Origin of the sequence: Vibrio sp. SCSIO 43153, assembly GCF_023716625.1 — a bacterium.
Taxonomy (GTDB): domain Bacteria; phylum Pseudomonadota; class Gammaproteobacteria; order Enterobacterales; family Vibrionaceae; genus Vibrio; species Vibrio rotiferianus.
In genome coordinates, this window is record NZ_CP071856.1 from 947,214 (window position 1) to 972,976 (window position 25,763).

The 25,763-nt window shown below is 46.0% G+C and carries 23 protein-coding genes; 13 read left to right on the forward strand and 10 right to left on the reverse strand.

Annotated features, from left to right (window positions below; translation table 11 throughout):
- Nucleotides 1-20: 20 nt before the first annotated feature.
- From J4N37_RS20390 to ompV, 3 genes are all read left to right on the forward strand, one after another.
- Nucleotides 21-713: an MOSC domain-containing protein gene (locus J4N37_RS20390; RefSeq protein ID WP_071236366.1), complete on the forward strand. Its 693-nt coding sequence runs from the start codon at nt 21-23 to the stop codon at nt 711-713.
- Between the two features lie 157 nt (nt 714-870).
- Complete coding sequence (locus J4N37_RS20395; protein WP_252043253.1) at nt 871-1,083, forward strand: hypothetical protein; 213 nt, start codon at nt 871-873, stop codon at nt 1,081-1,083.
- Between the two features lie 203 nt (nt 1,084-1,286).
- On the forward strand, nt 1,287-2,063 hold the full coding sequence (gene ompV, locus J4N37_RS20400; protein ID WP_252043254.1) for an outer membrane protein OmpV: 777 nt from the start codon (nt 1,287-1,289) through the stop codon (nt 2,061-2,063).
- Nucleotides 2,064-2,143: 80 nt separating this feature from the next.
- Here the strand turns inward: ompV and J4N37_RS20405 are convergent, their stop codons facing one another.
- From J4N37_RS20405 to J4N37_RS20435, 7 genes are all read right to left on the reverse strand, one after another.
- Entirely contained in the window at nt 2,144-3,382 is a 1,239-nt protein-coding gene (locus J4N37_RS20405) for a DEAD/DEAH box helicase (protein ID WP_252043256.1), read from the reverse strand.
- A 489-nt stretch (nt 3,383-3,871) separates the two neighbouring features.
- Nucleotides 3,872-4,432, reverse strand: coding sequence for an RNA polymerase sigma factor SigZ (gene sigZ, locus J4N37_RS20410; protein ID WP_252043257.1), 561 nt, complete (start codon nt 4,430-4,432; stop codon nt 3,872-3,874).
- A 76-nt stretch (nt 4,433-4,508) separates the two neighbouring features.
- Nucleotides 4,509-4,907, reverse strand: coding sequence for a rhodanese-like domain-containing protein (locus J4N37_RS20415; RefSeq protein WP_252043258.1), 399 nt, complete (start codon nt 4,905-4,907; stop codon nt 4,509-4,511).
- Nucleotides 4,908-4,931: 24 nt separating this feature from the next.
- Nucleotides 4,932-6,107, reverse strand: a complete 1,176-nt coding sequence (locus J4N37_RS20420) for a MalY/PatB family protein (protein WP_252043259.1) — start codon at nt 6,105-6,107, stop codon at nt 4,932-4,934.
- Nucleotides 6,108-6,298: 191 nt separating this feature from the next.
- Nucleotides 6,299-7,486: a mannonate dehydratase gene (uxuA, locus tag J4N37_RS20425; RefSeq protein WP_005434165.1), complete on the reverse strand. Its 1,188-nt coding sequence runs from the start codon at nt 7,484-7,486 to the stop codon at nt 6,299-6,301.
- A 129-nt stretch (nt 7,487-7,615) separates the two neighbouring features.
- Nucleotides 7,616-8,407, reverse strand: a complete 792-nt coding sequence (locus tag J4N37_RS20430) for an FCD domain-containing protein (RefSeq protein ID WP_009706637.1) — start codon at nt 8,405-8,407, stop codon at nt 7,616-7,618.
- A gap of 107 nt (nt 8,408-8,514) precedes the next feature.
- Complete coding sequence (locus J4N37_RS20435) at nt 8,515-9,498, reverse strand: TRAP transporter substrate-binding protein (RefSeq protein ID WP_045385795.1); 984 nt, start codon at nt 9,496-9,498, stop codon at nt 8,515-8,517.
- 322 nt (nt 9,499-9,820) lie between these two features.
- Here J4N37_RS20435 and J4N37_RS20440 point away from each other — a divergent pair, with 322 nt between their 5' ends.
- The 7 genes from J4N37_RS20440 (at nt 9,821) to J4N37_RS20470 (ending at nt 17,087) form a co-directional block, all read left to right on the forward strand.
- Nucleotides 9,821-10,333: a TRAP transporter small permease gene (locus J4N37_RS20440; protein WP_252043260.1), complete on the forward strand. Its 513-nt coding sequence runs from the start codon at nt 9,821-9,823 to the stop codon at nt 10,331-10,333.
- Between the two features lie 14 nt (nt 10,334-10,347).
- Nucleotides 10,348-11,649 (forward strand): TRAP transporter large permease, encoded by a 1,302-nt coding sequence (locus tag J4N37_RS20445; protein ID WP_252043261.1) that lies wholly within the window; start codon nt 10,348-10,350, stop codon nt 11,647-11,649.
- Nucleotides 11,650-11,730: 81 nt separating this feature from the next.
- Nucleotides 11,731-13,194, forward strand: coding sequence for a mannitol dehydrogenase family protein (locus J4N37_RS20450; RefSeq protein WP_252043263.1), 1,464 nt, complete (start codon nt 11,731-11,733; stop codon nt 13,192-13,194).
- A 12-nt stretch (nt 13,195-13,206) separates the two neighbouring features.
- Nucleotides 13,207-14,619, forward strand: a complete 1,413-nt coding sequence (gene uxaC, locus J4N37_RS20455) for a glucuronate isomerase (RefSeq protein WP_252043264.1) — start codon at nt 13,207-13,209, stop codon at nt 14,617-14,619.
- A 3-nt stretch (nt 14,620-14,622) separates the two neighbouring features.
- Nucleotides 14,623-15,600, forward strand: a complete 978-nt coding sequence (locus J4N37_RS20460; protein WP_252043265.1) for a sugar kinase — start codon at nt 14,623-14,625, stop codon at nt 15,598-15,600.
- Between the two features lie 9 nt (nt 15,601-15,609).
- Nucleotides 15,610-16,239, forward strand: coding sequence for a bifunctional 4-hydroxy-2-oxoglutarate aldolase/2-dehydro-3-deoxy-phosphogluconate aldolase (locus tag J4N37_RS20465; protein WP_005429019.1), 630 nt, complete (start codon nt 15,610-15,612; stop codon nt 16,237-16,239).
- 323 nt (nt 16,240-16,562) lie between these two features.
- A complete protein-coding gene (locus J4N37_RS20470) occupies nt 16,563-17,087 on the forward strand; it encodes a YgjV family protein (protein ID WP_252043266.1) in 525 nt (174 codons plus the stop codon).
- Nucleotides 17,088-17,194: 107 nt separating this feature from the next.
- Here J4N37_RS20470 and J4N37_RS20475 read toward each other — a convergent pair whose 3' ends face one another.
- Both J4N37_RS20475 and J4N37_RS20480 read right to left on the reverse strand, forming a co-directional pair.
- Nucleotides 17,195-17,824 carry a putative adhesin gene (locus J4N37_RS20475; RefSeq protein WP_005449940.1) on the reverse strand — a complete coding sequence of 210 codons (630 nt, stop codon included), beginning with the start codon at nt 17,822-17,824 and terminating at the stop codon, nt 17,195-17,197.
- A 634-nt stretch (nt 17,825-18,458) separates the two neighbouring features.
- On the reverse strand, nt 18,459-19,460 hold the full coding sequence (locus J4N37_RS20480) for an arginine deiminase-related protein (protein WP_252043267.1): 1,002 nt from the start codon (nt 19,458-19,460) through the stop codon (nt 18,459-18,461).
- A 406-nt stretch (nt 19,461-19,866) separates the two neighbouring features.
- On the opposite strand from J4N37_RS20480, the gene J4N37_RS20485 reads away from it, so the two are divergent.
- The gene (locus J4N37_RS20485) at nt 19,867-21,714 is read left to right on the forward strand and encodes an ABC transporter ATP-binding protein (protein WP_138940832.1); all 1,848 of its coding nucleotides are present in this window, start codon (nt 19,867-19,869) and stop codon (nt 21,712-21,714) included.
- 63 nt (nt 21,715-21,777) lie between these two features.
- Here J4N37_RS20485 and pdxH read toward each other — a convergent pair whose 3' ends face one another.
- Nucleotides 21,778-22,413, reverse strand: a complete 636-nt coding sequence (gene pdxH, locus J4N37_RS20490) for a pyridoxamine 5'-phosphate oxidase (protein ID WP_010453734.1) — start codon at nt 22,411-22,413, stop codon at nt 21,778-21,780.
- Nucleotides 22,414-22,593: 180 nt separating this feature from the next.
- Between pdxH and J4N37_RS20495 the strand changes: the two genes are divergently transcribed.
- Both J4N37_RS20495 and J4N37_RS20500 read left to right on the forward strand, forming a co-directional pair.
- On the forward strand, nt 22,594-24,471 hold the full coding sequence (locus tag J4N37_RS20495) for a sensor histidine kinase (protein ID WP_045385784.1): 1,878 nt from the start codon (nt 22,594-22,596) through the stop codon (nt 24,469-24,471).
- On the forward strand, nt 24,464-25,687 hold the full coding sequence (locus J4N37_RS20500) for a sigma-54-dependent transcriptional regulator (RefSeq protein WP_252043269.1): 1,224 nt from the start codon (nt 24,464-24,466) through the stop codon (nt 25,685-25,687). The genes J4N37_RS20495 and J4N37_RS20500 overlap by 8 nt, the downstream gene beginning before the upstream one ends.
- The last annotated feature ends 76 nt before the right edge of the window (nt 25,688-25,763 follow it).

The window sequence follows — 25,763 nt, forward strand, 5'->3', positions numbered from 1 at the left end:
TCAGGCGATAAGGAAAGAATATGAAGAAGTTAGGCGTAGTTAACAGCGTATTAGCAGGTAAAACCGTTGCTTTTGCATATGGTGCGAAAAGTGCGATTAACAAACAGGTTCTGCCACAGCGTCAGCATGCAACAGAACTGGGTTTTACCAATGATGAACAAGGCGATCCACGCTTTCATGGTGGGATTCAAAAAGCCCTTCATATTTACCCAAGCGAGCACTATCCGGTTTGGCAACAAGAGTTGGGCGACAAAGCGATTTTCCAATCAGCTGGCGCGTTCGGTGAGAACTTAAGCTCAAGCGGCGTAACAGAAGCATCCATTTGCTTGAAAGATAAAATCCGCATCGGCTCAACCTTATTGGAAGTGTCACAAGGGCGCATGCCTTGCTGGAAACTCAACGTCCGCTTCGAGCAAAACGACATGGCGAGAAGACTGCAAGACACGCTTCGAACAGGCTGGTACTTTCGAGTGTTACAAGAAGGCGATATCGGTGCAGGTGACGAGATCATTCTGTGCGAAAGACCTTACCCAGACTGGTCTCTGGCTCGCATCATGGGCGCAGTATTTACTGGTTGCCTAGATAAAACAGAGCTAAGCCAACTGGCGGAACTTCCATTAGTTGAATCTTGGGGCAAGCTGATCGAACGCCGCTTAGAAACAGGCGAAGTAGAAGATTGGGAAATGCGTTTGGTTGGTCCAACGACTAAGTAGTTTTAAGCACTCCCCTAAAGTCATCAACAAGAGAATAATTAACCATTCATCACTATATACGTTCATTTATGCCGCTATGAGGAGCTTTATCTCATAGCCAAAACCTTCGTTACTTTGCTCTGTATCGTGTATTAAAACAAAGCAAAGGAGAAAGGCAATGAGCGGGCAGTTAGTAAGATTGGTTTTAAGATGGACACATATTTTCTGTGCTCTGTTGGTAGGCGTTGCACTTTATTCACCGCTGAAGGCAAACGAGTTGTTCATGACCTTAACGTTATTTGTGCTTGTTCCTGTTGTTGCTGTCACAGGCGTTATGATGTGGAAGCAAGGGAAAGTTATGACGTTTCTTTGCCGTAAAAAAACTATTTAATCAATACAATAGCCAAACCTGTCACCATGCCCTCAATTATTGTGGGTATGGTTTTTCTTATTTTGAAGCTCCATTCATTCCTATTATCTTCACCATTGCATTCTTCAGTCATACACCATCATGACACTTCCATACGCTCTGCTGATAGAGGGTTACATACTCGTTTTGTACACTGTTCAAAATTAAATGATTAGGACAGAATAATGAACAAAACACTTATCGCATTATTAACGCTAACTGCAGCAGGCACTGCGACTGCAGGTGACACTTACATTCGTAACGGTAACATCTACAACAACGAAGGCGGCTGGATGGTTGAAGCTGGCGTGGTACACGCGAGCGATCTTTTCAAAGACCAAAAACACAACACTGCACCAGCCCTAAACGGTGGCTACCACGGTGAAGACTTCAACGCAGATTTAGGCGGTATCAACTACCGTTTCCTTGGTGACAACGATGAACTACTGAACATGAGTGCTTACGTGGTAGGTAACGGTGTACCTCGTGATAGCGATGTAGCGAAAAGCCTAAAAGGTACTAAACGACGTGATATCGCGATCGATCTAGGTTTGAACGCAGATTTCAGACTTGATCCAAACAACGTGGTTTCAACTTACCTACAACATGATGTATCAGGCGCTTACAAAGGCTTCCAAGGTGGGGCTACTTACTTCCATATCATGAATATCGGTAATGTTGATTTCGTACCATTTGCGAGTGTGTCCTACCAAAGCAAAGATTACGTTGATTACTACTTCGGCGTAACAGACAAAGAAGCACGTGCAAACCGCAAAGCATACAAAGGCGACGCAACCGTAAACTACGGTTTAGGTTACAAACTGGTAGTGCCAATCACTGAGCACTGGCAAATCAGCCAAGTGTCACAATACACTCGTCTAGGTAGTGGCATCAGCGATTCTTCTATCGTAGACAGTGCAAACCAATGGGCAGTAGGCGCGACAGTTTCTTACAACTTCTAAGCACTACCCCCTATTTAGACACTCACTCCATTTAATTAAAAAGCCATCATTACGATGGCTTTCTGTTTATTTGGTTTTGTTCATTTCGCTTTAGGCGCTTGGCGTTTCGGCTTACCTTGAAACTGCTTAATGCTCTTTTTGGCATTGGTTCGGCGATTGGCTTTTTTATCACGTGGAGCACGCTTGCTTTCGCCTGTTGATGGCTTATCGGTAACCGGGAAACCTTCAAGGTCTTGCGTTGGCAATTCACGTTGAGTCAGGTTACGGATCGCCGTAAGTGCTTCGGTTTCTCCATGACAAACCAGCGACATTGCAACACCTTGTTCGCCTGCACGGGCTGTACGCCCTACTCGGTGAACGTAAGTCTCTGCGTGCATTGGCAACTCAAAGTTAATCACTACTGGTAGTTGCTCGATGTGAATACCGCGCGCCAATAGATCAGTAGCGATCAACACCTGTGTTTGCCCAGATTTAAACTGCGCCAGCGCTTCTTCTCGCTCTGCTTGGCTCTTATTGCCGTGCAACGCATTGGTTGCGATACCCGCTTTGTTCAACTTCTTAGCCAAACCATCAGCGTTCTCTTTCGCGCCAATAAATACCAATACCTGTGCCCATGCATTTTGCTTGATCAGTTCAGTCAACGCTTTGGTTTTGCTTCCTTTGTTGACGAGATATAGCGTCTCAGAAATATCTTGATTGGTGCTGTTTTCTTGATGCGCTGCTACCTGCTTTGGTGCGTGCATCAGCTGCTTGGCTTTGCCCTTCAACTCATCTGAAAACGTTGCTGAAAACATTGCGGTTTGACGCTGGTTTGAAACCTGCCCTGCAATATTTTGCACGTCTGGCCAAAAGCCCATATCCAACAAGCGATCCGCTTCATCCAACACTAGGTAATGGATATTACTCAGGTCCAAACCGTTGTTCGCCAGATCAACTAAACGACCTGTTGTCGCCACAAGAATGTGAGGATTTGACGCAAGTGCTTGTAGTTGAGTCTCTTTATCCACACCACCACACAAACACACTGCGTTGAAACCAATAGCTTGACCAACTTGGTTAATCGCCTCGCTCACTTGTGTCGCCAACTCGCGTGTAGGTACTAGAATCAGCGCTTTTTGCTCTGGATTTACACTTAGCTTTTCCAACAAAGGCAAACCATACGCTAGGGTTTTGCCGCTGCCCGTGTTTGCTAATGCCAATACGTCTTTACCACTGAGTAGCTCAGGAATTGCCAAAGCCTGAATATCAGTTGGCTTCTTGAAGTCTTTTGGCAGTGCGTGAATCAGCTCAGAACTCAAAGAGAGAGTAGAAAATAGCATTAGCTTAACCTTGTGTTTTTGGTTGAAGAGGCAGTAAAACAATATAGATACAGTAAATCGCAGGCGCGGACTTTACCACAATCCAGTAGACGAACAATCCCATTTTAGAAGAGGAAATCTGCAAACGTCGTTGGTTTTTAATGCCTCAAACAAAAACAGTGATTAGATTGCCGCTTGGTAGGTACCACGAATAGGGTAATCATTTTCTGGGGTGCGAATGAACGTCAACCGACATTCTCTCAAGGCGTACGCAGTTCGATAGTATCACCACTTCACGTCGCTTGAGATAAAACGGGCGCGACACAGGTTGGAGTGGAGAGCATTGCTGCCCTCACATGCCGCGCCCTAATCAAGAGACCGGACTTATCATCGAATGTATTCGTTACATTTGTCCGAATTAATACGTTCAGTAACCACAACTTTTAAAAATGTGAACGCAGAACCAAAACTCTGCTCTTTTACATTGTAAATCGAACGGATATCCCGGCTTTATGCCACTTCAGCACTGTACATTTGAGCCATGTGAAGGCACTGCGGTTCTGGTGAGAAATCAACGATACCTCCTCGACCTGCTTCAACATTGCAGTACTCAACTAACAAGGCTTTGAGCTTAACTCGACCGCGCTGAATTCGGCTTTTCGTCGCAGAAAGCGAAAGCCCCAACTGCTCCGCTACCGTTTGTTGAGGCAAACCGTCGAGTTCAGACAGAATCATGGCTTGGCGATATTTCTCTGGCAGGCACTCAAACATTGGGCGCAAACAATGCCCCATGGTTTGGAGATTCTCCAGCTCAATCGGCATTTCCTCTTCAACCTGATTGTCTATCAGCTCTTCATAACTTTGGTGCGTACGATAGTGATCCATGATCGCGTTGTGCGTGATGCGATATAACCAACTTTTGATTTTGCTTCGCGCTTCTAACTGATCGATCTTTTGACTCGCCTTGATGTACACCTCTTGCAAAATGTCATCGGCTAAATCTGGATCACTGGTCTGTTTGACAATGTAGTTTTTAAGCTGCTCTTTGTGTGCCAACCACTCTGCTAACATGCGACGGTCTCTATACATAAAACAATAATTCGATATTAATCGAAATATAAGCCGTATGGCAAGTATGACCTATACATTATGACTCAGACTCAACCGCGCCATCTGCTTTCATCCATTCAGCAAAACCACCAGCAAGGTTGAGCACAGGCCTAAGCCCCATGTCAGATGCTTGTTTCGCTGCATAGAGGGAACGAAGTCCATGTGCGCAGTAAAAGACGTACGTTTTATCTTGAGCAAAGACTGAGTTGTGCACTGGGCATTGTGGATCAATCAAAAACTCCAACATGCCTCTTGGACAGGTAAATGCCCCCGGGATAACGCCAAGTTTGCGCCTTTCATCGACTTCTCGTACATCCACGAATACGTAACCTTCGTCTGCAAACAGCGCTTTGGCATCCTCAATAGAGAGATCTGCGACACTCAAGCGCGCTTCTTCTGCTAGGGCTTTGATGCCTTTAGTGATGGTTTGTGTCATCGTTTTATTCTCCTACCACTTCACTTATTTGCGTTTATCGACAGCGGCTTTAAGCAACTCAAACGAGGTTTGAATTTGCTCTAAAGAACAAGCGAAGTTCATGCGGTAGTAGTTTTCATTGGGTTCACCAAACCAAGTACCTGGCGTCAGCGCCATTTTGGCTTCTTCTGTCAGCAAGGTTTTTAGCTGAGAAGATTCCAATTCTAAACCAGAAAAATCCAACCAAATTTGATTGGTTCCTTGTGGCAGGAATGCTTTCACCTGTGGCAAGTTGTGCTCAATAAACTCAATAATCCAGTTACGATTGTTTTGCGTGTAAGCATGAAAACCTTCAAACCACTCTTTGCCCTGTTGGTAAGCCGCAATCGTCGCGTAGGTAGTAAACGCATTGCCATGATCGATAGAAAGTGAAGCGGATGTCGCTTTTATCTTCTCGAAAAGAGCTTGGTTATCGCTATAAATGTAGCCGTTAGAGATGCTGTTCAAACCAAAATTTTTCGCCGGAGAACCAATGATCGTCAGGCTGTTTTCATAACCTAATGAAGTCATACTGGTAAAGGTGGAACCTTCAAACACAATGTCGGCATGCACTTCATCGCTGATGATCATCACATTGTACTTCTCAGCTAACGCCACCATGCGCTCTAGTTCTGCTTTCGTCCAAACACGCCCCACTGGGTTATGAGGATTGCATAGCAAAATCATTTGCACTTCACCACTTTTCAACTGGTTTTCAAGCAGTTCAAAGTCCATCACGTAGTGGTTATTTTCAATTTTCATTGTGTTGCCAACAACGGTTCGGCCAGCTGACTCAATCAAACGTCGGAACTGATGATAAACCGGAGTTTGAATCAATACGCCCTCACCTTCTTTGGTGAACTCGCGAATCAGTAGCGCAATCGCACTCAGTACGCCCGGCACTTGAACAAAGTTATCAGTGCTAAGTTCAAGACCATGCAAATCCTTATTCCAATCAGCAATGGACTGAAAAACCGTCTTGCTATCAAACTCGTATGAGAAGGTTTCGCGGCTAACAAGTTGCTGCATCGCTTGCGAAATTGGCGATGCAATAGGAAAGTCCATATCGGCAATCCAATACGGTACGACTTGGTCTGTTCCGTACACTTGGTTGAGCATTTGGCTATCATGCTTGATGAATTTGTCTTTAATATCTGAGCGCGTTGGCTGTGGCTTGAACATGGAATTCTCCGGTCGAAAACGTTTTTATACAGATAAGACGACGGCGGTCAGAAAAAGATGCAAAATATTTTTGGGTATTCATCTGACAAAACATTGCAGATACTTTTTATGGATAAGATTCAGAGAATTAAGAACGAAAAAACGCAGAGCCTAGACTCTGCGTTTTGTTAGATGGGTTTGCGGTTTTTTACTTATTTGGTGTAGAAAGCGCGTTTTAGTGCCATCTCTAGACCACGCACTTCCGCAAGGCCTTTCAAGCGACCGATGGCTGAGTAGCCTGGGTTGGTCTTCTTCTTCAAATCATCCAGCATTTGGTGACCATGGTCAGGACGCATTGGGATCAAACGGTGATCGCCGACTTCTGCGCGGCGTTGTTCTTCATCCAAAATCGCCATCACCACGTTGTACATATCCACATCGCCATCTAGGTGCGCGGCTTCATGGAATGTCATCGGGTTGCTTTCTTCACGCTTGGTTGAACGCAAGTGAGTGAAGTAAACACGATCGCCATGCTTTTTGATCATCTTCACTAGGTCGTTGTCACCACGCACACCGTAAGAGCCGGTACACATGGTTAAGCCGTTCATCTTGCTTGGTACTTTTTCGGTTAACCAGTCGATGTCTTCGATAGTTGAAACGATGCGCGGCAAACCAAGAATTGGACGCGGTGGATCATCTGGGTGCACCGCCAATTTTAAGCCATGCGCTTCACACACTGGCATTAACTCCGCTAAGAAATACGCCATGTGCTCACGCAGTTTGTCTTTACTGATACCAGCGTAGCGGTCCAATTGAGCTTGGAACTCTTCTAACGTGTAACCTTCTTCAGCCCCCGGCAAACCAGCAATGATGTTGCTTGTCAGTTGTTGGATTTGCTCTGCCGTCATGTTGTTGAAGTACTCAAGCGCTTGAGCTTGCTCAGCTTCGGTGTAATCCGCTTCTGCGCCCGGACGTTTAAGAATGTGCAGCTCAAATGCCGCAAATGCGATTTGGTCAAAGCGTAGCGCTCGAGAACCATCTGGCATTTCAAATTCAAGGTCAGTACGTGTCCAATCGAGTACCGGCATAAAGTTGTAGCAGACCGTATCTACGCCGCACTCTGCTAGATTCCGCAGCGTTTGTTTGTAGTTGTCGATCCATTGTTGGAAGTTGCCCGTCTGAGTTTTGATTTCTTCGTGAACAGGAACACTTTCAACCACCGACCACGTTAAGCCTTTCTCTTCGATGATGGCTTTACGTTTTAAAATCTCTTCTTTCGACCACACTTCACCATTTGGAATGTGGTGTAAGGCATTCACGATGCCTGTTGCGCCAGCTTGACGAATATCGTCTAGCGACACTGGGTCATTCGGACCGTACCAACGCCAAGTTTGTTCCATGACACTCACCTTTTTTAAGACGCACTCAGCCCGCTCGAATTATTCAAGCTAAGTGCACAACGACTTCTTAATATGCAGCCACGATAATGCAGCTGCGCTGACTAGAGCCGACCGAAGCCGGCAATGTGGTTAACCGTTTTCAGCGCCCTGCAGAACAACAGGGTTGGAACTGAATAAGTAACCATCAAAATTTGGGTCATCGATGTCAGACAGCTCCAACAGGCGCTGTTTAACGTTTTCAAGGTGTTGCCACATGGCATTTTTTGCAGCGATAGGATCTTTACGCTGCAATGCGGCGAGGATTTTGGCGTGATCGTCTAACCACTCTTCACGGTAGTCTTGACCAGCAATGTGAGAATGAAGTTTCTTCCACATTGGGCTGCTCTCGCGTCGCTCCCAAGATTGCTTCAGCATGTCCACCAGCACAGAGTTTTGAGTTGCCTCTGCAATGCACATGTGAAACTTCTCATCACCGTTGCAATCTGCGGTGCCACTGGCGAGTTCTTCTCGTTCTAACTCAAGGGCTGCGCGCATTTTCACGATGTCGCCTGGCGTTACTTGCATCGCTGCAAATTCAGCGATGTTACTTTCAAGCAACTGGCGAGCTTGGAGCATTTCAAACGGACCGGCATCATCGCTGATCACGTTTTCACGGGAGTTCGGTTGAGATGGAATATTGATGACATACACCCCAGAACCTTTCTTCACTTCGACAAGGTTTTCCAGCTCAAGCATGATGATCGCTTCACGCACTACTGTGCGGCTAACGTCGAGACGTTCTGCGATATCGCGCTCAGGCGGCAACCTATCACCAACCTTGTACAGGCCGTTGATTAACTCTTGTCTTAGGACTAGACCGGTTTCTTGATACGGTCTTTTCGGTTCAAAAGGCATCATGATGATATTATCACTATATTCCATCTAACTTCTCACGCCATCATAACGACCAATAACAATTGGTCAACCTCTATGTACCAGAATGTGGTAACACCTTGTTTTCGATTGTTTCGTACTAATTAAATTGTGAATTATTGAACGGCTTTAATTTTCTCAACCAATTCATTTAATTCAGGATTTGTCTTTTCTAGGTCCGCGTACATTGGTTGAACCGCTTCAACAAATGCCGCTTTATTTGGCTCTACAAAAGTCACGCCCATCTTCTCTGCTTTCGCACGCTCTTTCGCTTCTGACTCAGCCCATAGCTTCTTCATGTATTCCGAAGAGTCTGCCGCTGCTTTCATCAGTGCTTTTTGCTGCTCTGGCGTTAGCTTGTCGTAAGTCTTCGTTGAGATAACCAAAACGTCCGGAACCATAGTGTGCTCATCTAAGCTGAAGTACTTTGATACCTCACTGTGACGGCTCAAGCTGAACGATGGGATGTTGTTTTCCGCAGCATCTACAACACCTTGTTGCAATGCTGTGTAGAGCTCACCGTATGCCAATGGTGTTGGGTTACCACCTAACGCTTTTACCATCGCAATCGCTGATGGGCTTGGCTGTACGCGCACTTTCAGACCTTTTAGATCTTCCGGCGTATTGATTGGTTTATTGGTGTAGAAGCTACGCGCACCGGCATCGTAGTAAGTCACACCAATAAAGCCGCTGTCCGCTGAAGAATTCAGGATTTCACGGCCTACTTCACCGTCTGTCACTTTGTAGTAGTGGTCTTTATCGCGGAACAAGTAAGGCATGTTGAATGCTGCGTAAGCTGGGGAGAAAGCTTCCAATTCTGCCGCGTTGCTCTTCACCATATCTAGAGCGCCGTTTTGCATTAGCTCCATCGATTCACGCTGTGTACCTAGCTGTGCATCAGGGTAAATGCGGATACGAACTTCACCGTCTGTCATTTCACGAACTTCTTTTGCCATAAAGTCCATTGCTTTATGCACGGCATGGTCACGAGGGTGGTTGTGACTCAGCTTCAAAGTGGTCGCAGCATAAGCAGAAGCGGTGGCGCCGAAGGTCATTGCAGCACCGACTACAGCGCTTAAAAGAGTCTTACGCGTCATCATTGTTCTATTCTCCTTGGATTGGTTGTCCAATATGTAGGGTAGTTTTAATTTTTTAACGGTATTTCTTGTTTCGAGGCCATTATTGGCGATCAAAAAACCTATCGTCAAAACAAAAATGCAAATTGATTGACCAAAATCACAATCACAATCCTTAAATTGGTCAACCAATCCAATTGTGAACCTGCTCACGTGACAACCAAATTGGCTAACTTATAATCCGACCAGAAAGATTAGCGTATGTTACTGCCCTACACAGAAACAACTTCTCACATTGGTTAACCAGTTGTTATGAGGTGCGCGTATTTACTTAAAGGAAATAAAAATGAATAAATTGGTCAAATATATAAACAGGGGGCTGGCTGCCTTTACGGTCTCTCTCTCGACCTTCCTCGTCATTTGCGTAGTCTGGCAAGTGTTATCACGCTATGTGATTGGCAGACCAAGCACCGTTACTGACGAACTTGCTCGCTATCTCTTTATGTGGGTTGCGTTAATTGGCGCGGCATACACCACTGGTCTTAAACGCCACCTTGCTATCGACTTGCTAACAATGAAGCTACAAGGCAAGCGCAAACTCATCAATGAAATCGTCATCCAAATTGCCATCGCGCTGTTCTCTTGCGTGGTGTTGGTTCACGGCGGTACACAACTGGCACTGAAAACACTGGCAACTGGCCAGTTAACACCAGCGCTTGGCTTGGAAATGGGCTACATCTACTTCTGCCTACCAATCAGTGGCGCACTGATGATCTTCTACTCTGCGGTATTTGCTTTCGACCGTGTAAAACAATTGACGTCTGGTGAAGCCCTACTCACCGACACCCAGCTTGATTAATAGAGGGTTCCACAATGGAATGGCAATTAATTCTCACCCTGTTCGGTAGCTTCGCGGTCTTATTGACGATTGGCGTACCGGTTTCTTTCGCTATCGGTTTGTCATCGCTAGCCACTATTTTAATGAGCTTACCGCTAGAACCTGCTATCGCCGTTGTGGCGCAGCGTATGGCGGCAGGCCTTGATAACTTTGCTCTACTGGCAATCCCGTTCTTTATCTTGGCGGGTAACATCATGAACCAAGGTGGCATCGCACTGCGCCTTATCAACTTTGCAAAAGTACTCGGTGGCCGCCTTCCTGGTTCACTTGCACACGTGAACGTAATGGCGAACATGATGTTTGGTTCGATTTCTGGCTCTGCGGTAGCGTCTGCAGCTGCGGTTGGCGGCACCATGTCTCCTCTGCAAAAGAAAGATGGCTACGATAAGAACTTCTCTGCGGCAGTGAACATCACTTCTTGCCCATCTGGTTTGCTAATTCCGCCAAGTAACACACTGATCGTGTTCTCATTAGTGTCTGGTGGTACGTCTATCGCGGCATTGTTCCTAGCGGGTTACATTCCTGGCATCTTGATGGGTCTAAGCATCATGGTGGTGGCAGGTATCATTGCAAAACGCCGTGGCTACCCAGTGGCAGCACGCCCTTCTCTGGCAATGGTTTGGAATACCTTCTTGAAAGCAGCTCCATCTTTGGCACTGATTGTGATCATCATGGGTGGCATCATTGGCGGTATCTTTACGGCAACAGAAGCATCAGCTATCGCGGTGGTTTATACCTTTGTGTTAGCGGTGTTGATTTACCGCGAAGTGAAATGGCGTGACATTCCAAAGATCATCCTAGAGTCTGCGGTGACCACTTCTATCGTATTACTACTGGTTGGCGCATCAATGGGCATGTCTTGGGCGATGGCAAACGCCGACATTCCTTACATGATTGCAGATGCCCTACTTGCTATCTCTGACAACCCAATGATGATTCTACTTATCATCAACGTCATTCTGCTGATTGTCGGTATCTTCATGGACATGACACCAGCGGTACTGATCTTTACGCCTATCTTCCTGCCAATCGCACTGGATATGGGTATTGACCCTGTACACTTCGGCATCATGATGACCTTCAACTTGGCTATCGGTATCTGTACCCCACCAGTAGGTAGCGCGTTGTTCATCGGTTGTTCTGTGGCGAACGTTGCCATCGACAAAGTGATTAAGCCTCTACTTCCATTCTACGTTGCACTGATTGCAGCTCTAATGGCCGTAACCTTTATTCCTCAGCTAAGCCTGTTCTTGCCTAACCTTGTTCTTGGTTACTAAGCGCTTGGTTATAAGTTTTAGATTACGAATTATTAAAATACACCATCCCGCAGGTTCGCCTGCGGGAAAAGGGATACCAAAATGAAGACTATTTCGAACTCCACTCTGAATGACCACGTTCTGCTTCCGGACTACGACCGCTCAACGCTTAAAAGCCGTATTGTTCACCTTGGTTTCGGTGCTTTCCACCGCGCACACCAAGCTCTATTCACCAATGAAATGCTGAGCAAAACGGGCTCTGACTGGGGCATTTGCGAGATCAACCTATTTGGTGGTGAAGATTTAATTCAATCGCTGCGCGCGCAAGACCACCTCTACACGGTGGCAGAAAAAGGCGCAGAATCGACTGAGGTAAAAGTGATTGGCTCAGTGACCGAATCACTCCACCCAAGCCTCGACAGCATTCAAGCGGTGCTAGAAAAAATGGCCGAGTCACAAGTGGCTATCGTTTCAATGACGATTACCGAGAAAGGCTACTGCGCCGACCCAGCGACAGGCACACTTGATAAAAACAACCCGCTAGTCATTGCTGACCTTGCCAACCCAACGGAGCCAAAATCAGCATTGGGCTACATCGTGCAAGCACTGAAGATGCGCCGTGAACGCGGTCTGACGCCATTTACAGTGATGTCTTGCGATAACGTGCAAGAGAACGGTCACGTAGCAAAAGCAGCGGTACTTGAGTTCGCTCAACTGCTCGACCCAGAATTGCGCGACTGGATTGAAACCAACGTTACCTTCCCTTGCACCATGGTTGACCGCATTGTGCCAGCAGCAACCGAAGAGACACTGACCGAAATCGCTGAGCTACTTGGCTGTGAAGATCCATGTGGCATCGCTTGTGAACCTTTCCGCCAATGGGTTATCGAGGATAACTTCGTGGCAGGTCGTCCAGATTGGAACGTGGCTGGCGCAGAATTTGTTGCCGACGTTGTGCCTTACGAAGAAATGAAGCTGCGCATGCTAAATGGTAGCCACTCGTTCTTGGCCTACCTAGGTTACCTTGGTGGTTACGCGCACATCTCTGACACCATGATAGATGAAGGCTACCGCAAAGCGGCATTCGATATGATGATGCAAGCGCAAGCTCCTTCGCTGACCATGCCAGAAGGCACCGATTTAGAAGGCTACGCGAAGCTGCTTATCGAGCGCTTCACTAACCCAAGCTTAAAACACAAAACATGGCAAATCGCGATGGATGGCAGCCAGAAGATCCCACAACGCATGGGTGGCAGCTTACGATTCCATCTTGCTCAAGGTTCTAATTTCTCATGGTTGGCAACAGCGATTGCAGGTTGGATGCGCTACGTATCCGGCGTGGACGAGCAAGGCAACGACATTGATGTCCGAGATCCAATGGCAGAGACACTACGTCAGATCTGCGACCAACACGGCTTGAACGTTTCTGTTGTGCCTGCGTTGCTCGCGGTTGAAGCCATCTTCCCTGCAGAGCTTGGTCAAAACCCACAAGTGATTGATGCGGTGAGCAGTGCTTACCAATCGCTAATCGATAACGGTGCTCGTGCCACTGTCGCTGCGTTGTAATAGGAGTTAACGATGAAGAATTTCCTGTGTGAAGACTTTTTACTCTCAAACGAAACTGCACGTCGCTTGTACCATGAGCATGCGTTCCACCAGCCAATTTATGATTACCACTGCCACTTAAACCCAGCGGAAGTGGCGCAAAATCGTCAGTTCGATAACTTGGGTCAAATCTGGCTTGAAGGCGATCACTACAAATGGCGTGGCATGCGCTCGGCAGGCATTGAAGAGCGTTTGATTACGGGTGATGCTAGCGATTACGACAAATACATGGCGTGGGCGAAGACGGTTCCTCAAACCTTGGGCAACCCACTTTACCACTGGACGCACCTAGAACTGCGTCGACCATTCGGCATTACCAATACGCTGTTTAGCCCAGACACAGCAGACCAAATTTGGCATCAATGTAATGAGCTACTGGCGACTCCTGAGTTCACGGCTCGCGGCATCATGCAGCAAATGAACGTCGTAATGGCGGGCACGACCGATGATCCTATCGATTCACTAGAACACCACAAAGCGATCGCAGAAGACGACACCTTTAACGTTAAAGTGCTGCCGAGTTGGCGTCCGGATAAAGCGTTCAAGATTGAATTGGACGTGTTTGCGGATTACATGCACAAACTGGGCGAAGTAGCAGACATTGAAATTCGCCGCTTTGATGATTTATTGAGTGCGCTTGATAAACGTTTGGCACACTTCGATGCACATGGCTGTCGTGCGGCAGACCACGGCATTGAGATCGTCCGTTACGCACCAATTCCAAGCGCAGCTGATTTAGATGCGTTGCTGACTCGTCGTTTGAATGGCGAGATATTGTCAGAGCTTGAATGCGCGCAGTTCTCTACCGCGGTTCAAGTGTGGCTCGGCAAACGCTACGCACAATTGGGCTGGGTCATGCAGCTTCATATTGGCGCACAACGCAACAACAGCACACGCATGTTCCAACTACTAGGTGCTGATGCTGGCTTTGACTCGATTGGCGATCGCCCATTTGCTTTTGAACTGGCACACCTGTTGGATGAGATGGACCAAACCAACGAGCTGCCTCGCACTATTCTTTACTGTTTGAACCCTCGTGATAACGAAATGATGGCGACCATGATTGGTAACTTCCAAGGTGGCGGTATCGCTGGCAAAGTGCAGTTTGGGTCAGGTTGGTGGTTCAACGACCAGAAAGACGGCATGCAACGCCAAATGGAACAGCTTTCTCAACTTGGTTTGCTCAGCCAATTCGTCGGCATGTTAACGGACTCGCGTAGCTTCTTGTCTTACACTCGTCACGAATACTTCCGCCGCATCTTGTGTGACATGGTCGGCCGTTGGGCAGAGAACGGCGAAGTTCCAAGTAACCTATCGTTGCTTGGTCCTATGGTTGAAGACATCTGTTTTGGTAACGCAAAACGCTACTTTGAAGAGAGGTCGTAACCAATGAAGCACATCGCCATTATTGGTGAATGTATGATTGAGCTGAATGGCAAACCGTTCGGCTCAATGCATCAAACATTTGGTGGGGACACGCTCAACGCTGCGGTTTATTTGAGCCGTGGCTGCGAAGCCAATAACAAACCTGATGAAGTCAAAGTCTCTTACGTTACGGCGCTTGGCAATGACCCAATCAGTACAGGCATGCTGACTCGCTGGGAAGACGAAGGTATCTCAACAGACTTAGTGCTGCGCGATGAGACTCGTACGCCGGGTTTATACCTGATTCAGCTTGATGACCAAGGCGAGCGTACGTTCCTATATTGGCGTAACCAATCAGCTGCGCGTTACTTACTTCAACATCCTAACTTTGGGCTGGTTAAGCAAGCATTAACTAAAGTGGATGCGGTGTTTCTCAGTGGTATCTCTTTGGCCATCTTGCCAGAAGAAGACCGAATTTCACTGCTCAACTTATTGGTCGAGCTTAAAGCCCAAGGCGTTGAAATCGCGTTTGATAGTAACTTCCGCCCAGCACTATGGCCTCGAGACAATAATCAAACCGTCAAAAATGTTTACCAAGCCATGTATCAACTGACGGACGTTGCCTTGGTGACTTTTGATGATGAGCAATTGATCTGGGGTGACTATACACCAGAGCAAACCATTAAACGCCTTACCTCTCTTGGCGTAGGCAAATGCATCGTCAAGCTCGGCGCAGATGGCTGCTTAGTTCAAGACTCAACAAATCAGGGTTCGAGCGCGGCTCTGGCTCCACAAGCCGTGCCAACCCAACCTGTCGCTCAAGTGGTGGACACCACATCGGCGGGCGACTCATTCAATGGTGGCTTTTTATCGGCTTACCTTGCTGGCGCCGATCTCGCGACCTCATGTCAAAGAGGCAACGCACTGGCAGGTGCTGTGATTCAACATCGCGGCGCCATCATTCCCAAAGCATTCACACAACCGGCGCTTGGCGTCGTTTAAGGAACACTCATGTCTAGCATTAAAGAACAATTGAAAGCTCTGAAAGTCATCCCAGTTATCGCCATTGATAAAGCAGAAGACATTATCCCACTGGGTAAAGTACTGGCAGAAAACGGATTACCAGCGGCTGAAATCACCTTCCGTTCAGCAGCGGCTGCAGAAGCGATTCGTCTACTGCGTGAAACCCAGCCAGACATGCTGATTGGCGCAGGTACGGTACTGAACCGAGAGCAAGCAATTGCTGCAAAAGAAGCAGGCGCAACCTTTATCGTATCGCCTGGCTTTAACCCAAATACCGTTAAAGCGTGCCAAGAAATCGGGATTGATATCGTACCGGGTGTGAACAATCCAAGCACAGTTGAAGCCGCACTGGAAATGGGATTAACCACCTTGAAGTTCTTCCCTGCCGAAGCTTCTGGCGGCATCAACATGGTGAAATCACTGCTCGCGCCATACACCGACATTGAACTGATGCCTACTGGTGGCATTAACCCTGCGAACATCAAAGATTACTTAGCTATCCCGCGCGTATTGGCATGTGGTGGTACGTGGATGGTAGACAAGAAACTGATCGAAGCGGGCAACTGGGAAGAGCTTGCACGCCTGACTCGCGAAGCAGTAGCGCTTGTAAATGAGTAATGATTGGTAAGTAGCCTTGGGTAACCCCTTAGCAATTTAGATAAAGTGCCCAGCCCTCCCTTTGTGGAGGGCTGATTCGTTCAAAGCACGGCTAAATTGATTGGGTTATCGCGGTAAGTAGATTCCTGATCTCGCCTAGGCTCGTCGGAATGACGATATGATAAATATCTCCCTATTCGTCATCCTGAAAAGCGAGTCACGAGCGTGATTAAGGATCTACTCACAGACTGAATCAAACTCTAAAAGATTGGCAACTTTGAAGGATGACCATTGCTTACTCACTTAATGGAAATAACTCAAAGAACAACACTCTAGGGAAACAAATGGAAAACTGGTTAGCACAAGGCATTGGTGGCATTGCGTTTATGGTTGGCGTGATAGCATTCTGGCAGAAAGACGACATGCGCTTTCGCTATCAGATGATGGCGTTTTGTTTCATCATGGGTATTCACTTTTCCCTGATGGGCGCAACCGTCGCCGCCATTGGTGTGATCATTAATGGCATTCGCAGTTTCGCCTCAATCAAAACCCAATCACGCAAAGTGATGTGGTTCTTCATTGCTCTTATGTGGCTGATGACCCTTCCAAACATCACTCACTTTTTTGAGCTACTCACGGTGATAGGATCATCCGTCGCCACTTGGGCACTCTTTTCCAAACAAGGCATCACTCTACGTAGCTTAATTTTGTTTAATTCCTTTTGCTGGGTCAGCCACAATATTTGGCTTGGCTCTATCGGTGGTTCATTAGTCGAAAGTACATTTATCATCACCAACTTACTGACCATATATCGCTTGTATCTATCGAGTAAAAATAATAACCAGACACAAACTTTAAATCAGGGCTAATGTATTTAGCCCTTTTTCTCACCCGGTAATAATTTTGGAGTAAACGATAACAACCAAAAAGGTCAGCTCTACAGCTGACCTTACATTTATCAAAACCTTGTTTGGCTCTAATCAAAGATCGACTTACCCAAAGGAACAGGGTTTTGCTGCCCAAAATTGGTTCCGTTTTGTAATCCACGACAAAACGAGCAATGGATGGTGCTGTATTTGATGTCGTTGTCTTGGAGCAATTTGAGAGCTTCAAATAAGGTTGGTGGAGTGCCGCAGCTACGGTTACGAATGGTCAATACATCCATTTGAACGGTGCCTTTGTGCTGCATCAGAAATTGTTCAACGACCTCATCGTTCAGCTTTAACACGTCACGATAATACGATTCAAGGTCATGCATGCCTTGCGCAATGTAAGCGTAAGTTTCCGCCTCGTCCGCACTTTGATACTTGGTCAGGTCATAATCTTTATCCAGATCAGTGCTGGTAATAATTTGCCTTGGCTTCACATAACCCGAAGCGAGCCTGCGAATATCCATGCTGCCGCCTTGCGTGTATCCATGTTCACAGTAGAACTGGAGATTCTCATTGGCGGCTAATTTGATTGGGCTCTTACTAGAGGTGCGTCCATGGGCACTAATGATCAAATGTTCCGAGGTTGGCTTTCCCTTCTCTTTTGACCATAAGTAAAGGTGATTACCAATACCGTGTTTCTTAAATGTCGCGTTTTTAGGTACCTTCATTGGCATATTATTATCTCCATATTCACTAGTTCAACCAACGGATTGATGCTTAAGTATAAGCAGCGAAAATAACCCAACTGGTTGGTTCAGAACGAGGATAATTATGTTTGTGATATGGCTTCTAAAAGTCACTGCAAAAATAGAGCGGCATACAGCCAAGCATCAAGTATATAAGCATAGTTCAAATTGCCTTTTCTCTTTTTAAATCAGAATCCTGGTCAAAAAATGAAAATTTACCTTACGCAGCACTCTGTCAGAGTGCTGTTATGGCAGCGAATACTCTCTTATCCGCACACAAAACCTTCACATCACGGTCATAATCTAGGGTCTAAAATTACTCTTGTGCTCGTGTCTACGGACGAAATTTTCAATCGTTAGTTGTGGGAGGTGACTATGGAAAAGTACTGTCCAATATGTCAAACAGAGCTCATTGGTCGAAGCCAATATTCTGTGTGTCCGAGAAACAGTATTGGTGAATGCGCTTATGATGGCTATGAGGATCTGCACGCTCGTTGTTGTCATGAAAAAACAGATAGCGCGCGGGAAAGTGAAGCTCCTTCTTTAGACTAGATACGACGAGAATGACACAAAAGCACCACATCTTTCAGCATGGTGCTTTTGAAGGAAATTTGCGGGTGTGTTAGAGCACAGCTTTGCGACTTGGTAGGAACACTTCGCCGAGCATGCAACGTACAGAACCACCGCCAATCGATTCGATGGTAGAAACATCGAATGGCAACAATTTTCCATGTGTCGCTAGTTGATTTCTTTGTGCAGGTGAGAATGCATCATAAGCCGATTGAGACATAGCAATCACCTTATCGCCGCGTACCGTTTCCAGTTGAAGGATATTGCCGCAGAACTGATTCATCTGCTCAAGAGAAATCGAGATAACTTGCTTGTCTTTTGCCAATGACTTAAGCACAAAGCGACGCTCAAACTCTGGAATCACTTCATCACAAATCACACAGAACTGCTCACCTACCGCCATCATCACGTTAGTGTGGTAAATCGGCGCACCAGAAGGTAAACGGGTTTGGAAAGAGATCACACGATCGTAACCGATGCGTTTGGCGTAGTCTTCTAGCACTAGGCGATCACAACGTTGTGAAAGGGCCGCATAAACGGTTTTGTTGAAGTGGTCAAACACCATCACACCAGTGCTTTCTAGGTAGGCTTCTTCATCAAGGTATTCGGTTAATGAATCTTGTTGATGCACTTCTCGACCCGCTTGCGCTAATGCTGCGACCAGCACATCTGGGCGAACTTCATGCTGACGGTTTTCACACGCCATCGGGAAGGTATACAAAGTGCCTTCTGGAGTGGTGCTAAACCAGTTGTTCGGGAACACCGCATCTGGCGTGGCAATGTCTGATTGAGGGTAATCAAACTCGACGACTTGCACGCCTTCTTTACGCAATGTTTCAACCATCGCGGAAAATTCAGCCATGGTGTTACGTGAGACCTCTTCCTGAGTCAGAGGCACTTGGTGTTGAAACTCGTTGTCTTGCGCGGTTTCTTCATTAAAGCGAAACTCTTTCGGCGGAACCATCACAACACAATTAGCGGTATGACGCTGAGCACTTTGCGTACTTTCTTCTGGTTCACGTGCATTCTGAGGCACTGATTCGTGTAATAGCATCCAATACATTCCTTTTCACTAGAATGATGAGATTGTAAATTTATTGTTAAGCGCGGTTTTGCTGTTTTTAATAATAAATCCATCAACCAAAAGTAAATATTTTGGTATAAAACCGGATTAACCCGACTTTTTATTGTCACTTTGTCGATTTACTGTTTTGTGACGCGTGAATGGTCATCTCAAGAATAATGCACTAGCGAATTCTTTATAACCAACTAGTTACATTTAAAAGGCAATCGGTTAGACTATTTTTTCGCCTCTCACATATACGCAAAAGAGTCTGCTTTTCTGGCTAGCAGACCACAATATGTCTTGTCTCATACTCGGTATTAACTGCTTCGTCCAAAGCAGGAAGAATTGATGGATTCAATTACTGAGATGGCAACTATTAACTTTAGGAAGAGTTATGTTTAAACGATTTGAAGGCTTTACCGAGCCGTTCCCCAAATCAACCCCTGATCAGCCACCTACCGGGATCTTTGCTTTTTTACGCCACTATACTCGTGGATATGAAAAGCCGCTGATCATCATGTCCTTAATGTCGACGATTGTGGCGATCGTCGAAGTGTCTCTGTTTGGTGCCATGGGCCAGTTGGTTGATTGGCTATCCACCAGCAATCCAGAAACCTTCTTGCAAGACAATAAAGCCGACCTTATTTTCTATGGCTCTTTATTGCTGATTGTCATGCCTATTTTGGTCGTAGTTTACTCGCTACTCATTCACCAGACTCTGCTGGGTAACTATCCAATGTCAGTACGCTGGCTTGCACACCGTTACTTGCTCAATCAAAGCTTGAACTTCTATCAAGATGATTTTGCTGGCCGTGTTGCTACTAAGGTAATGCAAACCTCTTTAGCGGTGCGAGAGACCGTCATGAAGACAATGGACGTGTTTGTCTACGTCTCGGTTTACTTCACCAGCATCATCGTCATGTTAGCGGCTGCCGACTGGCGCTTGATGATCCCGATGCTGGTATGGCTAGCCGCTTATATTGCTATTCAGATTTACTTTGTCCCTAAACTAAAAAAGGTAGCAACCGAGCAAGCCGATGCTCGTTCAACCATGACTGGACGTATTGTCGATAGCTACACCAATATTCAAACCGTGAAACTGTTCTCTCATAGCAAACGAGAAACGCAGTATGCCGAAGAAGGTATGAAAGGCTTCCTGAATACCGTTTATCGTCAAATGCGCTTGGTGACAGGCTTTGATGTAGCAGTCGAAATCTCCAACTACCTATTAGTGTTCTCGGTAGCTGCACTGTCGATTTACTTGTGGTTGGACAGTGCCATCAGTGTCGGGGCAATTGCGATTGCCGTCAGCTTGGCACTGCGAATTAACGGTATGTCGATGTGGATCATGTGGGAAGTCGGAGCCCTGTTCGAAAACTTGGGTACTGTTGTCGATGGTATGAAAACACTATCTAAGCCTATTGATATCCAAGACAAACCGGATGCGAAAGCTCTACAAGTGTCTGAAGGTGGTATCCACTTTGACAACGTCAGTTTCCATTACGGTGAGAAAAAAGGCGTGATCAGCAACCTCGACCTTAATATCAAACCCGGTGAAAAAGTGGGTTTAGTTGGCCGCTCTGGAGCAGGTAAATCAACCTTAGTGAACCTATTGCTTCGTTTCCATGATGTTGAAGAAGGCAGTATTAAGATTGATGGCCAAGAAATTTCAAGTGTGACTCAGGACTCACTACGCTCAAAGATTGGTATGGTAACGCAGGATACCTCTCTGCTACACCGCTCTATCCGCGACAATATCTTGTATGGCAACCCTGATGCTACAGAAGAAGAGCTGCTAAAAGCAACCAAGCAGGCGCATGCACATGAGTTTATCGATACCCTAACCGACCCATTCGGCAACGTAGGTTACGACGCACAAGTAGGCGAGCGCGGTGTGAAATTGTCTGGTGGTCAGCGTCAACGTATCGCGATTTCTCGCGTATTACTAAAAGATGCACCGTTGCTAGTACTTGATGAAGCAACCTCTGCGTTGGATTCAGAAGTTGAAGCCGCTATTCAAGAAAGCTTGAACGAGCTGATGCAAGGAAAAACGGTTATCGCCATTGCACACCGCTTGTCGACTATTGCGCAAATGGACCGTTTGATTGTGCTTGATAAAGGCAACATCGTCGAGCAAGGTTCGCACAAAGAGCTTATCGCTAACAACGGTATTTATGCTCAACTTTGGGCTCACCAAACTGGGGGGTTCCTTGGTGAGGAGATAGAAGATAAGCGAGCTTAAGCAATAAATGCCTCAAAACAAAACACCGCCTTTCGGCGGTGTTTTATTATCTGATGTTCAAAGCTATGGCGCTAAGCGATCAATATCCCACTCGCCATCATGCTGAGAGAACAAGAAGCGGTCATGCAGACGATGTTCACCACCTTGCCAAAACTCAATACTCTTAGGCTTAACTCTAAACCCTCCCCAAAAGGTAGGTACAGGGATCTCGCCTTTAGCAAACTTCTGTTTCAGCTCTAGAAATTTTCCTTCTAGCACACCACGAGCAGAGATGCGGCTACTTTGTTTACTCGCAATGGCCGCTAGCTGACTCTCTTTCGGGCGCGAAGTGAAGTACTTCATGTTTTCCATTGGTGACAACTTCTCTGCGACACCAGTAATATGAATTTGTCGCTCAAGCGGGTGCCATGGGAAATGGAGGCTTATATTGCTGTTGTGCTCAAGATGCTGGGCTTTACGGCTGCCTAAGTTGGTATAAAAAACGAAGCCGTCTTTATCGACGTTCTTAAGCAAAACAATACGTTGAAATGGCATACCGTTTTCATCAACCGTTGCAACTGTCATTGCTGTTGGGTCAGTCAAACCAGCTTGGATTGCTTGCTCCAACCATAAGTTAAATTGGTCGATTGGATCCGCTTTTAGGTCTTTACGGCGTAAGCCACCTTTTGTGTATTCACGGCGGATGTCGGAAAGTTCCATCTTCACTCCTTCACTATTTTTTCTCGATTGTGCGCTTGATGGTGGGGAATTACAAGGTCAGCCTTGTTAGCGCAAAGGTAATGGGCCTCACCCTACTCTTTGATACGCCGATATTCCTTGTTCAAACCCACAAAATTCAGATCTAATTCTCGTTGTGGTTGTGGCTCAATGTACCTTTAAATGCCTTTTGCTAACATGGCGTTAAAAACCAGTGAGCTCGCCGTGAACATACTCAACCCTAAAGCCATTCGGCATTTTGTTTTATTGATTAGCGCAGTTGGACTCGTCGGGTTACTGCTTACCCACTACTATGCGACTCAATATCAGCAACGCCAATGGCAATCACTTCTTGCAACATTAGCAAATCAAGTGTCACAAAAAATCGACGCTGAACTGGCGAAGTTTGAACAAATCCCCAACGTACTAAGCCATGATCCTCGCCTGTTGTCTGCACTTAAAAATCAAGAACCTTCATCATCGCTTAATCAACTATTATCGGACTGGCTTAAACAAAGTCTTGCCGACACGATCTATGTTCATGACCGAACAGGAACCGTAATCGCATCAAGCAACTTTGAACAAGCAGACAGTTTCGTTGGTGCAGATTTTAGCTTTAGACCCTATTTCCAAAACGCAATGAAAGGGGAGAAAGCTCAATATGTTGCGCTTGGGGCTCGCTCAAATAAAAGAGGGTATTTTTTTGCTTCCCCGCTAATCGCCGATGGAAACGTGCTTGGTGTTATCACGGTAAAAGTAAACCTCGAACAACTCGAACAAAGCCTTGCTCAAGAATCGACGGATATACTCGTGGTAGATGAACACAATATTGTGTTTATGAGCAATTTGCCCAACTGGCGATACAAAGCGCTGTTCCCCTTAACAGTGTCACAAACAAGCTACCTCACACGCACACAACAATATGGTGACCAACTCCCTCAATACCGTGGCGATATAACCCAAGAAGGTGACTTCACGGATTTTGAGCACTCTTCTTTGCTGCCATCAGAGCATTACCTTGCCTTTGCCGAGCCTTTGCATGCAAAAGGTTATCGAGTCATTGCTATCGTCACGAAAAATCAAATTCTGATGGCAGCATTACAAGCAGACATCATCTTTCTGATTTTCTACAGCTTAATGAGCTTAATCGCACTTGCTTGGTTTCAGATGATGGTCAACAAAGCTCGTCTAGCTGAAATGAATGTCAGTTTGGAAGAAAAAGTAACACAACGAACCGTAGTACTAAGTCAGGCAAACCAACAGTTACAACAAACAATTAGTCAATATCAGCTGAGCCAAAAAGAGCTTAAACAAACTCAGCAAGAGCTCACGCAAGCCGCAAAGCTCGCTCTTTTAGGAGAGCTTTCAGCCAGCATTAACCATGAAATTAACCAACCTCTAGCCGCACTGAGAACATACACAGAAAACTCTCAGCGTTTGATGGCAATGGAACAATACCCTGTGGTCACAGCTAATCTTGCCAAGATGCTGAGCTTGAATGATACAATTTCAGAGGTGATTGCTCGCTTAAAAGTGTTTACTCGTAAATCAGATCAAAACACACATAATGAAATCGCCAATTTGCATGACTCTGTTCACAACGCCACCAGCATACTGAGCAACAAACTGATCAAACAAGGCGTCACGCTGAAAGTCCCAACCATTCACCGCAACATAAGCTTAGCCATTCACAGTGTCGAGCTTGAGCAGGTGTTGATTAATCTTTTTCACAATGCGGCTCAAGCCATGGATGGACAACGTATTGATCCTCAGATATCGCTGGCTGTTCAATGTCACGATAATTTATGTGACATTTTAATCTCTGATAATGGTCCGGGGATGTCTGACTCTTCATTAGAAAAAGTGTTTGATCCATTCTTTACGACCAAACCAGAAGGTTTAGGGCTTGGCCTTACGATTTCTAAAAGGATTCTTGAGAGCTACGGCGGCAGTTTGACTGCATTTAATCACGCCAACAAAAGTACCCATGAGTTAGCTGGCATGACCTTCGTGATTACCGTCCCTCTTGTAACAGAACCTACGGAGCAACCTCATGAATGATCTAATCTATTTTGTCGATGATGAGCCCCACATTCGTGATGCTGTTTCCCAAGCATTAATGATTGAAGGACTAACCGTTACTTGCTTTCCAAATGCCATAGAAGCACTCCGGGAAATTGACGTGCAAACGCCAGCAGTAGTTATCACGGACATTCATATGCCCGTCATGGATGGGCTCGAATTCATAAAAACCCTACTAAGCAAAAATGCACACTTTCAAGTCATTGTCCTCACTGGCCATGGTGACGTTAAAACGGCTGTGGAAGCGATGAAAGCAGGCGCTTATGATTTCTTGGAAAAGCCATTCTCGACTGAGCAACTAATGAAGTCACTGAACAATGCCAAAGACAAGCTGCTGCTCCTGCAAGAAAACGTATGGCTTAAAAAAGAGCTCGACATGCAAACTCATGTTGGTCCCAAAATGATCGGTCACAGCCAAGCAATGGTAACAATACGTCGAACCATCATTAGCAGCACACCAAATAAACCGATGATATTCTTAGGCAAAGAAGGAACTGGCCGCCGCTTAGCTGCCCAGTTTGCTCACGATATTCACGCGACGCCAGACAGCGAACTACTTATCGCTTCAGGGTACGATCTATCTGAACTTTCTGATGAAGCATTTACTAAAAGCATTGATTATCTTACGCAAGGCAAATCATCATCCAGTTTATACGTCCACAGTCTCGAATATCTCCCTGCCGATCGTTGGGATAAACTGGTGCAGCACCCTGGGTTGAAACGCGTTTTAGGTGCTGGCATCAGTGCGTGCTTTGATATTCAAAACACCGCTCTCGTTATTCACTTACCCACACTGGACGAACGCAAAGAAGATATCGCTCCATTGTATAAGCACTTTGTCCGCTACTCCGCGAGCCGATATCAGTTGCAGCCGCCACAAATTACATTGGAAGAAATAAACCAAGTAACCCAAATGTCGTGGCCTGAGAACATCAAACAACTACGACAGTTCGCCGAGCTACGAGCATTAAAACCAGCAGCATTTCCTATGAGTGAATGGAGTAACGAACGCAGTATTGAACTCCAAAGTATGACTCAGCGCACAGAACACTTTGAATACTGTCTGTTATTTGATGCTTTACAACGCCATAAAGGCAGGCTGAAAGAGGTTCAACTAGAATTGAACGTGTCACGCAAGACATTGTATGACAAGCTAAAAAAGCATCAGTTGGACAAAACACAGTTCAAGGCCTAGATAGAATTAATTTATTGATCCTGTTGCTATTACTTAACATGGTCAATAAATGAGAATAAAATCAAAAAGATATTTA

What these genes read in the sequence shown, in the direction of transcription:
- J4N37_RS20390 (WP_071236366.1), top strand. Translation starts at nt 21, where the DNA reads ATGAAGAAGTTAGGCGTAGTTAACAGCGTATTAGCAGGTAAAACCGTT.
- J4N37_RS20395 (WP_252043253.1), top strand. Translation starts at nt 871, where the DNA reads ATGAGCGGGCAGTTAGTAAGATTGGTTTTAAGATGGACACATATTTTC.
- ompV (WP_252043254.1), top strand. Translation starts at nt 1,287, where the DNA reads ATGAACAAAACACTTATCGCATTATTAACGCTAACTGCAGCAGGCACT.
- J4N37_RS20405 (WP_252043256.1), bottom strand. Translation starts at nt 3,382, where the DNA reads ATGCTATTTTCTACTCTCTCTTTGAGTTCTGAGCTGATTCACGCACTG.
- sigZ (WP_252043257.1), bottom strand. Translation starts at nt 4,432, where the DNA reads ATGTTAGCAGAGTGGTTGGCACACAAAGAGCAGCTTAAAAACTACATT.
- J4N37_RS20415 (WP_252043258.1), bottom strand. Translation starts at nt 4,907, where the DNA reads ATGACACAAACCATCACTAAAGGCATCAAAGCCCTAGCAGAAGAAGCG.
- J4N37_RS20420 (WP_252043259.1), bottom strand. Translation starts at nt 6,107, where the DNA reads ATGTTCAAGCCACAGCCAACGCGCTCAGATATTAAAGACAAATTCATC.
- uxuA (WP_005434165.1), bottom strand. Translation starts at nt 7,486, where the DNA reads ATGGAACAAACTTGGCGTTGGTACGGTCCGAATGACCCAGTGTCGCTA.
- J4N37_RS20430 (WP_009706637.1), bottom strand. Translation starts at nt 8,407, where the DNA reads ATGGAATATAGTGATAATATCATCATGATGCCTTTTGAACCGAAAAGA.
- J4N37_RS20435 (WP_045385795.1), bottom strand. Translation starts at nt 9,498, where the DNA reads ATGATGACGCGTAAGACTCTTTTAAGCGCTGTAGTCGGTGCTGCAATG.
- J4N37_RS20440 (WP_252043260.1), top strand. Translation starts at nt 9,821, where the DNA reads ATGAATAAATTGGTCAAATATATAAACAGGGGGCTGGCTGCCTTTACG.
- J4N37_RS20445 (WP_252043261.1), top strand. Translation starts at nt 10,348, where the DNA reads ATGGAATGGCAATTAATTCTCACCCTGTTCGGTAGCTTCGCGGTCTTA.
- J4N37_RS20450 (WP_252043263.1), top strand. Translation starts at nt 11,731, where the DNA reads ATGAAGACTATTTCGAACTCCACTCTGAATGACCACGTTCTGCTTCCG.
- uxaC (WP_252043264.1), top strand. Translation starts at nt 13,207, where the DNA reads ATGAAGAATTTCCTGTGTGAAGACTTTTTACTCTCAAACGAAACTGCA.
- J4N37_RS20460 (WP_252043265.1), top strand. Translation starts at nt 14,623, where the DNA reads ATGAAGCACATCGCCATTATTGGTGAATGTATGATTGAGCTGAATGGC.
- J4N37_RS20465 (WP_005429019.1), top strand. Translation starts at nt 15,610, where the DNA reads ATGTCTAGCATTAAAGAACAATTGAAAGCTCTGAAAGTCATCCCAGTT.
- J4N37_RS20470 (WP_252043266.1), top strand. Translation starts at nt 16,563, where the DNA reads ATGGAAAACTGGTTAGCACAAGGCATTGGTGGCATTGCGTTTATGGTT.
- J4N37_RS20475 (WP_005449940.1), bottom strand. Translation starts at nt 17,824, where the DNA reads ATGCCAATGAAGGTACCTAAAAACGCGACATTTAAGAAACACGGTATT.
- J4N37_RS20480 (WP_252043267.1), bottom strand. Translation starts at nt 19,460, where the DNA reads ATGCTATTACACGAATCAGTGCCTCAGAATGCACGTGAACCAGAAGAA.
- J4N37_RS20485 (WP_138940832.1), top strand. Translation starts at nt 19,867, where the DNA reads ATGTTTAAACGATTTGAAGGCTTTACCGAGCCGTTCCCCAAATCAACC.
- pdxH (WP_010453734.1), bottom strand. Translation starts at nt 22,413, where the DNA reads ATGGAACTTTCCGACATCCGCCGTGAATACACAAAAGGTGGCTTACGC.
- J4N37_RS20495 (WP_045385784.1), top strand. Translation starts at nt 22,594, where the DNA reads ATGCCTTTTGCTAACATGGCGTTAAAAACCAGTGAGCTCGCCGTGAAC.
- J4N37_RS20500 (WP_252043269.1), top strand. Translation starts at nt 24,464, where the DNA reads ATGAATGATCTAATCTATTTTGTCGATGATGAGCCCCACATTCGTGAT.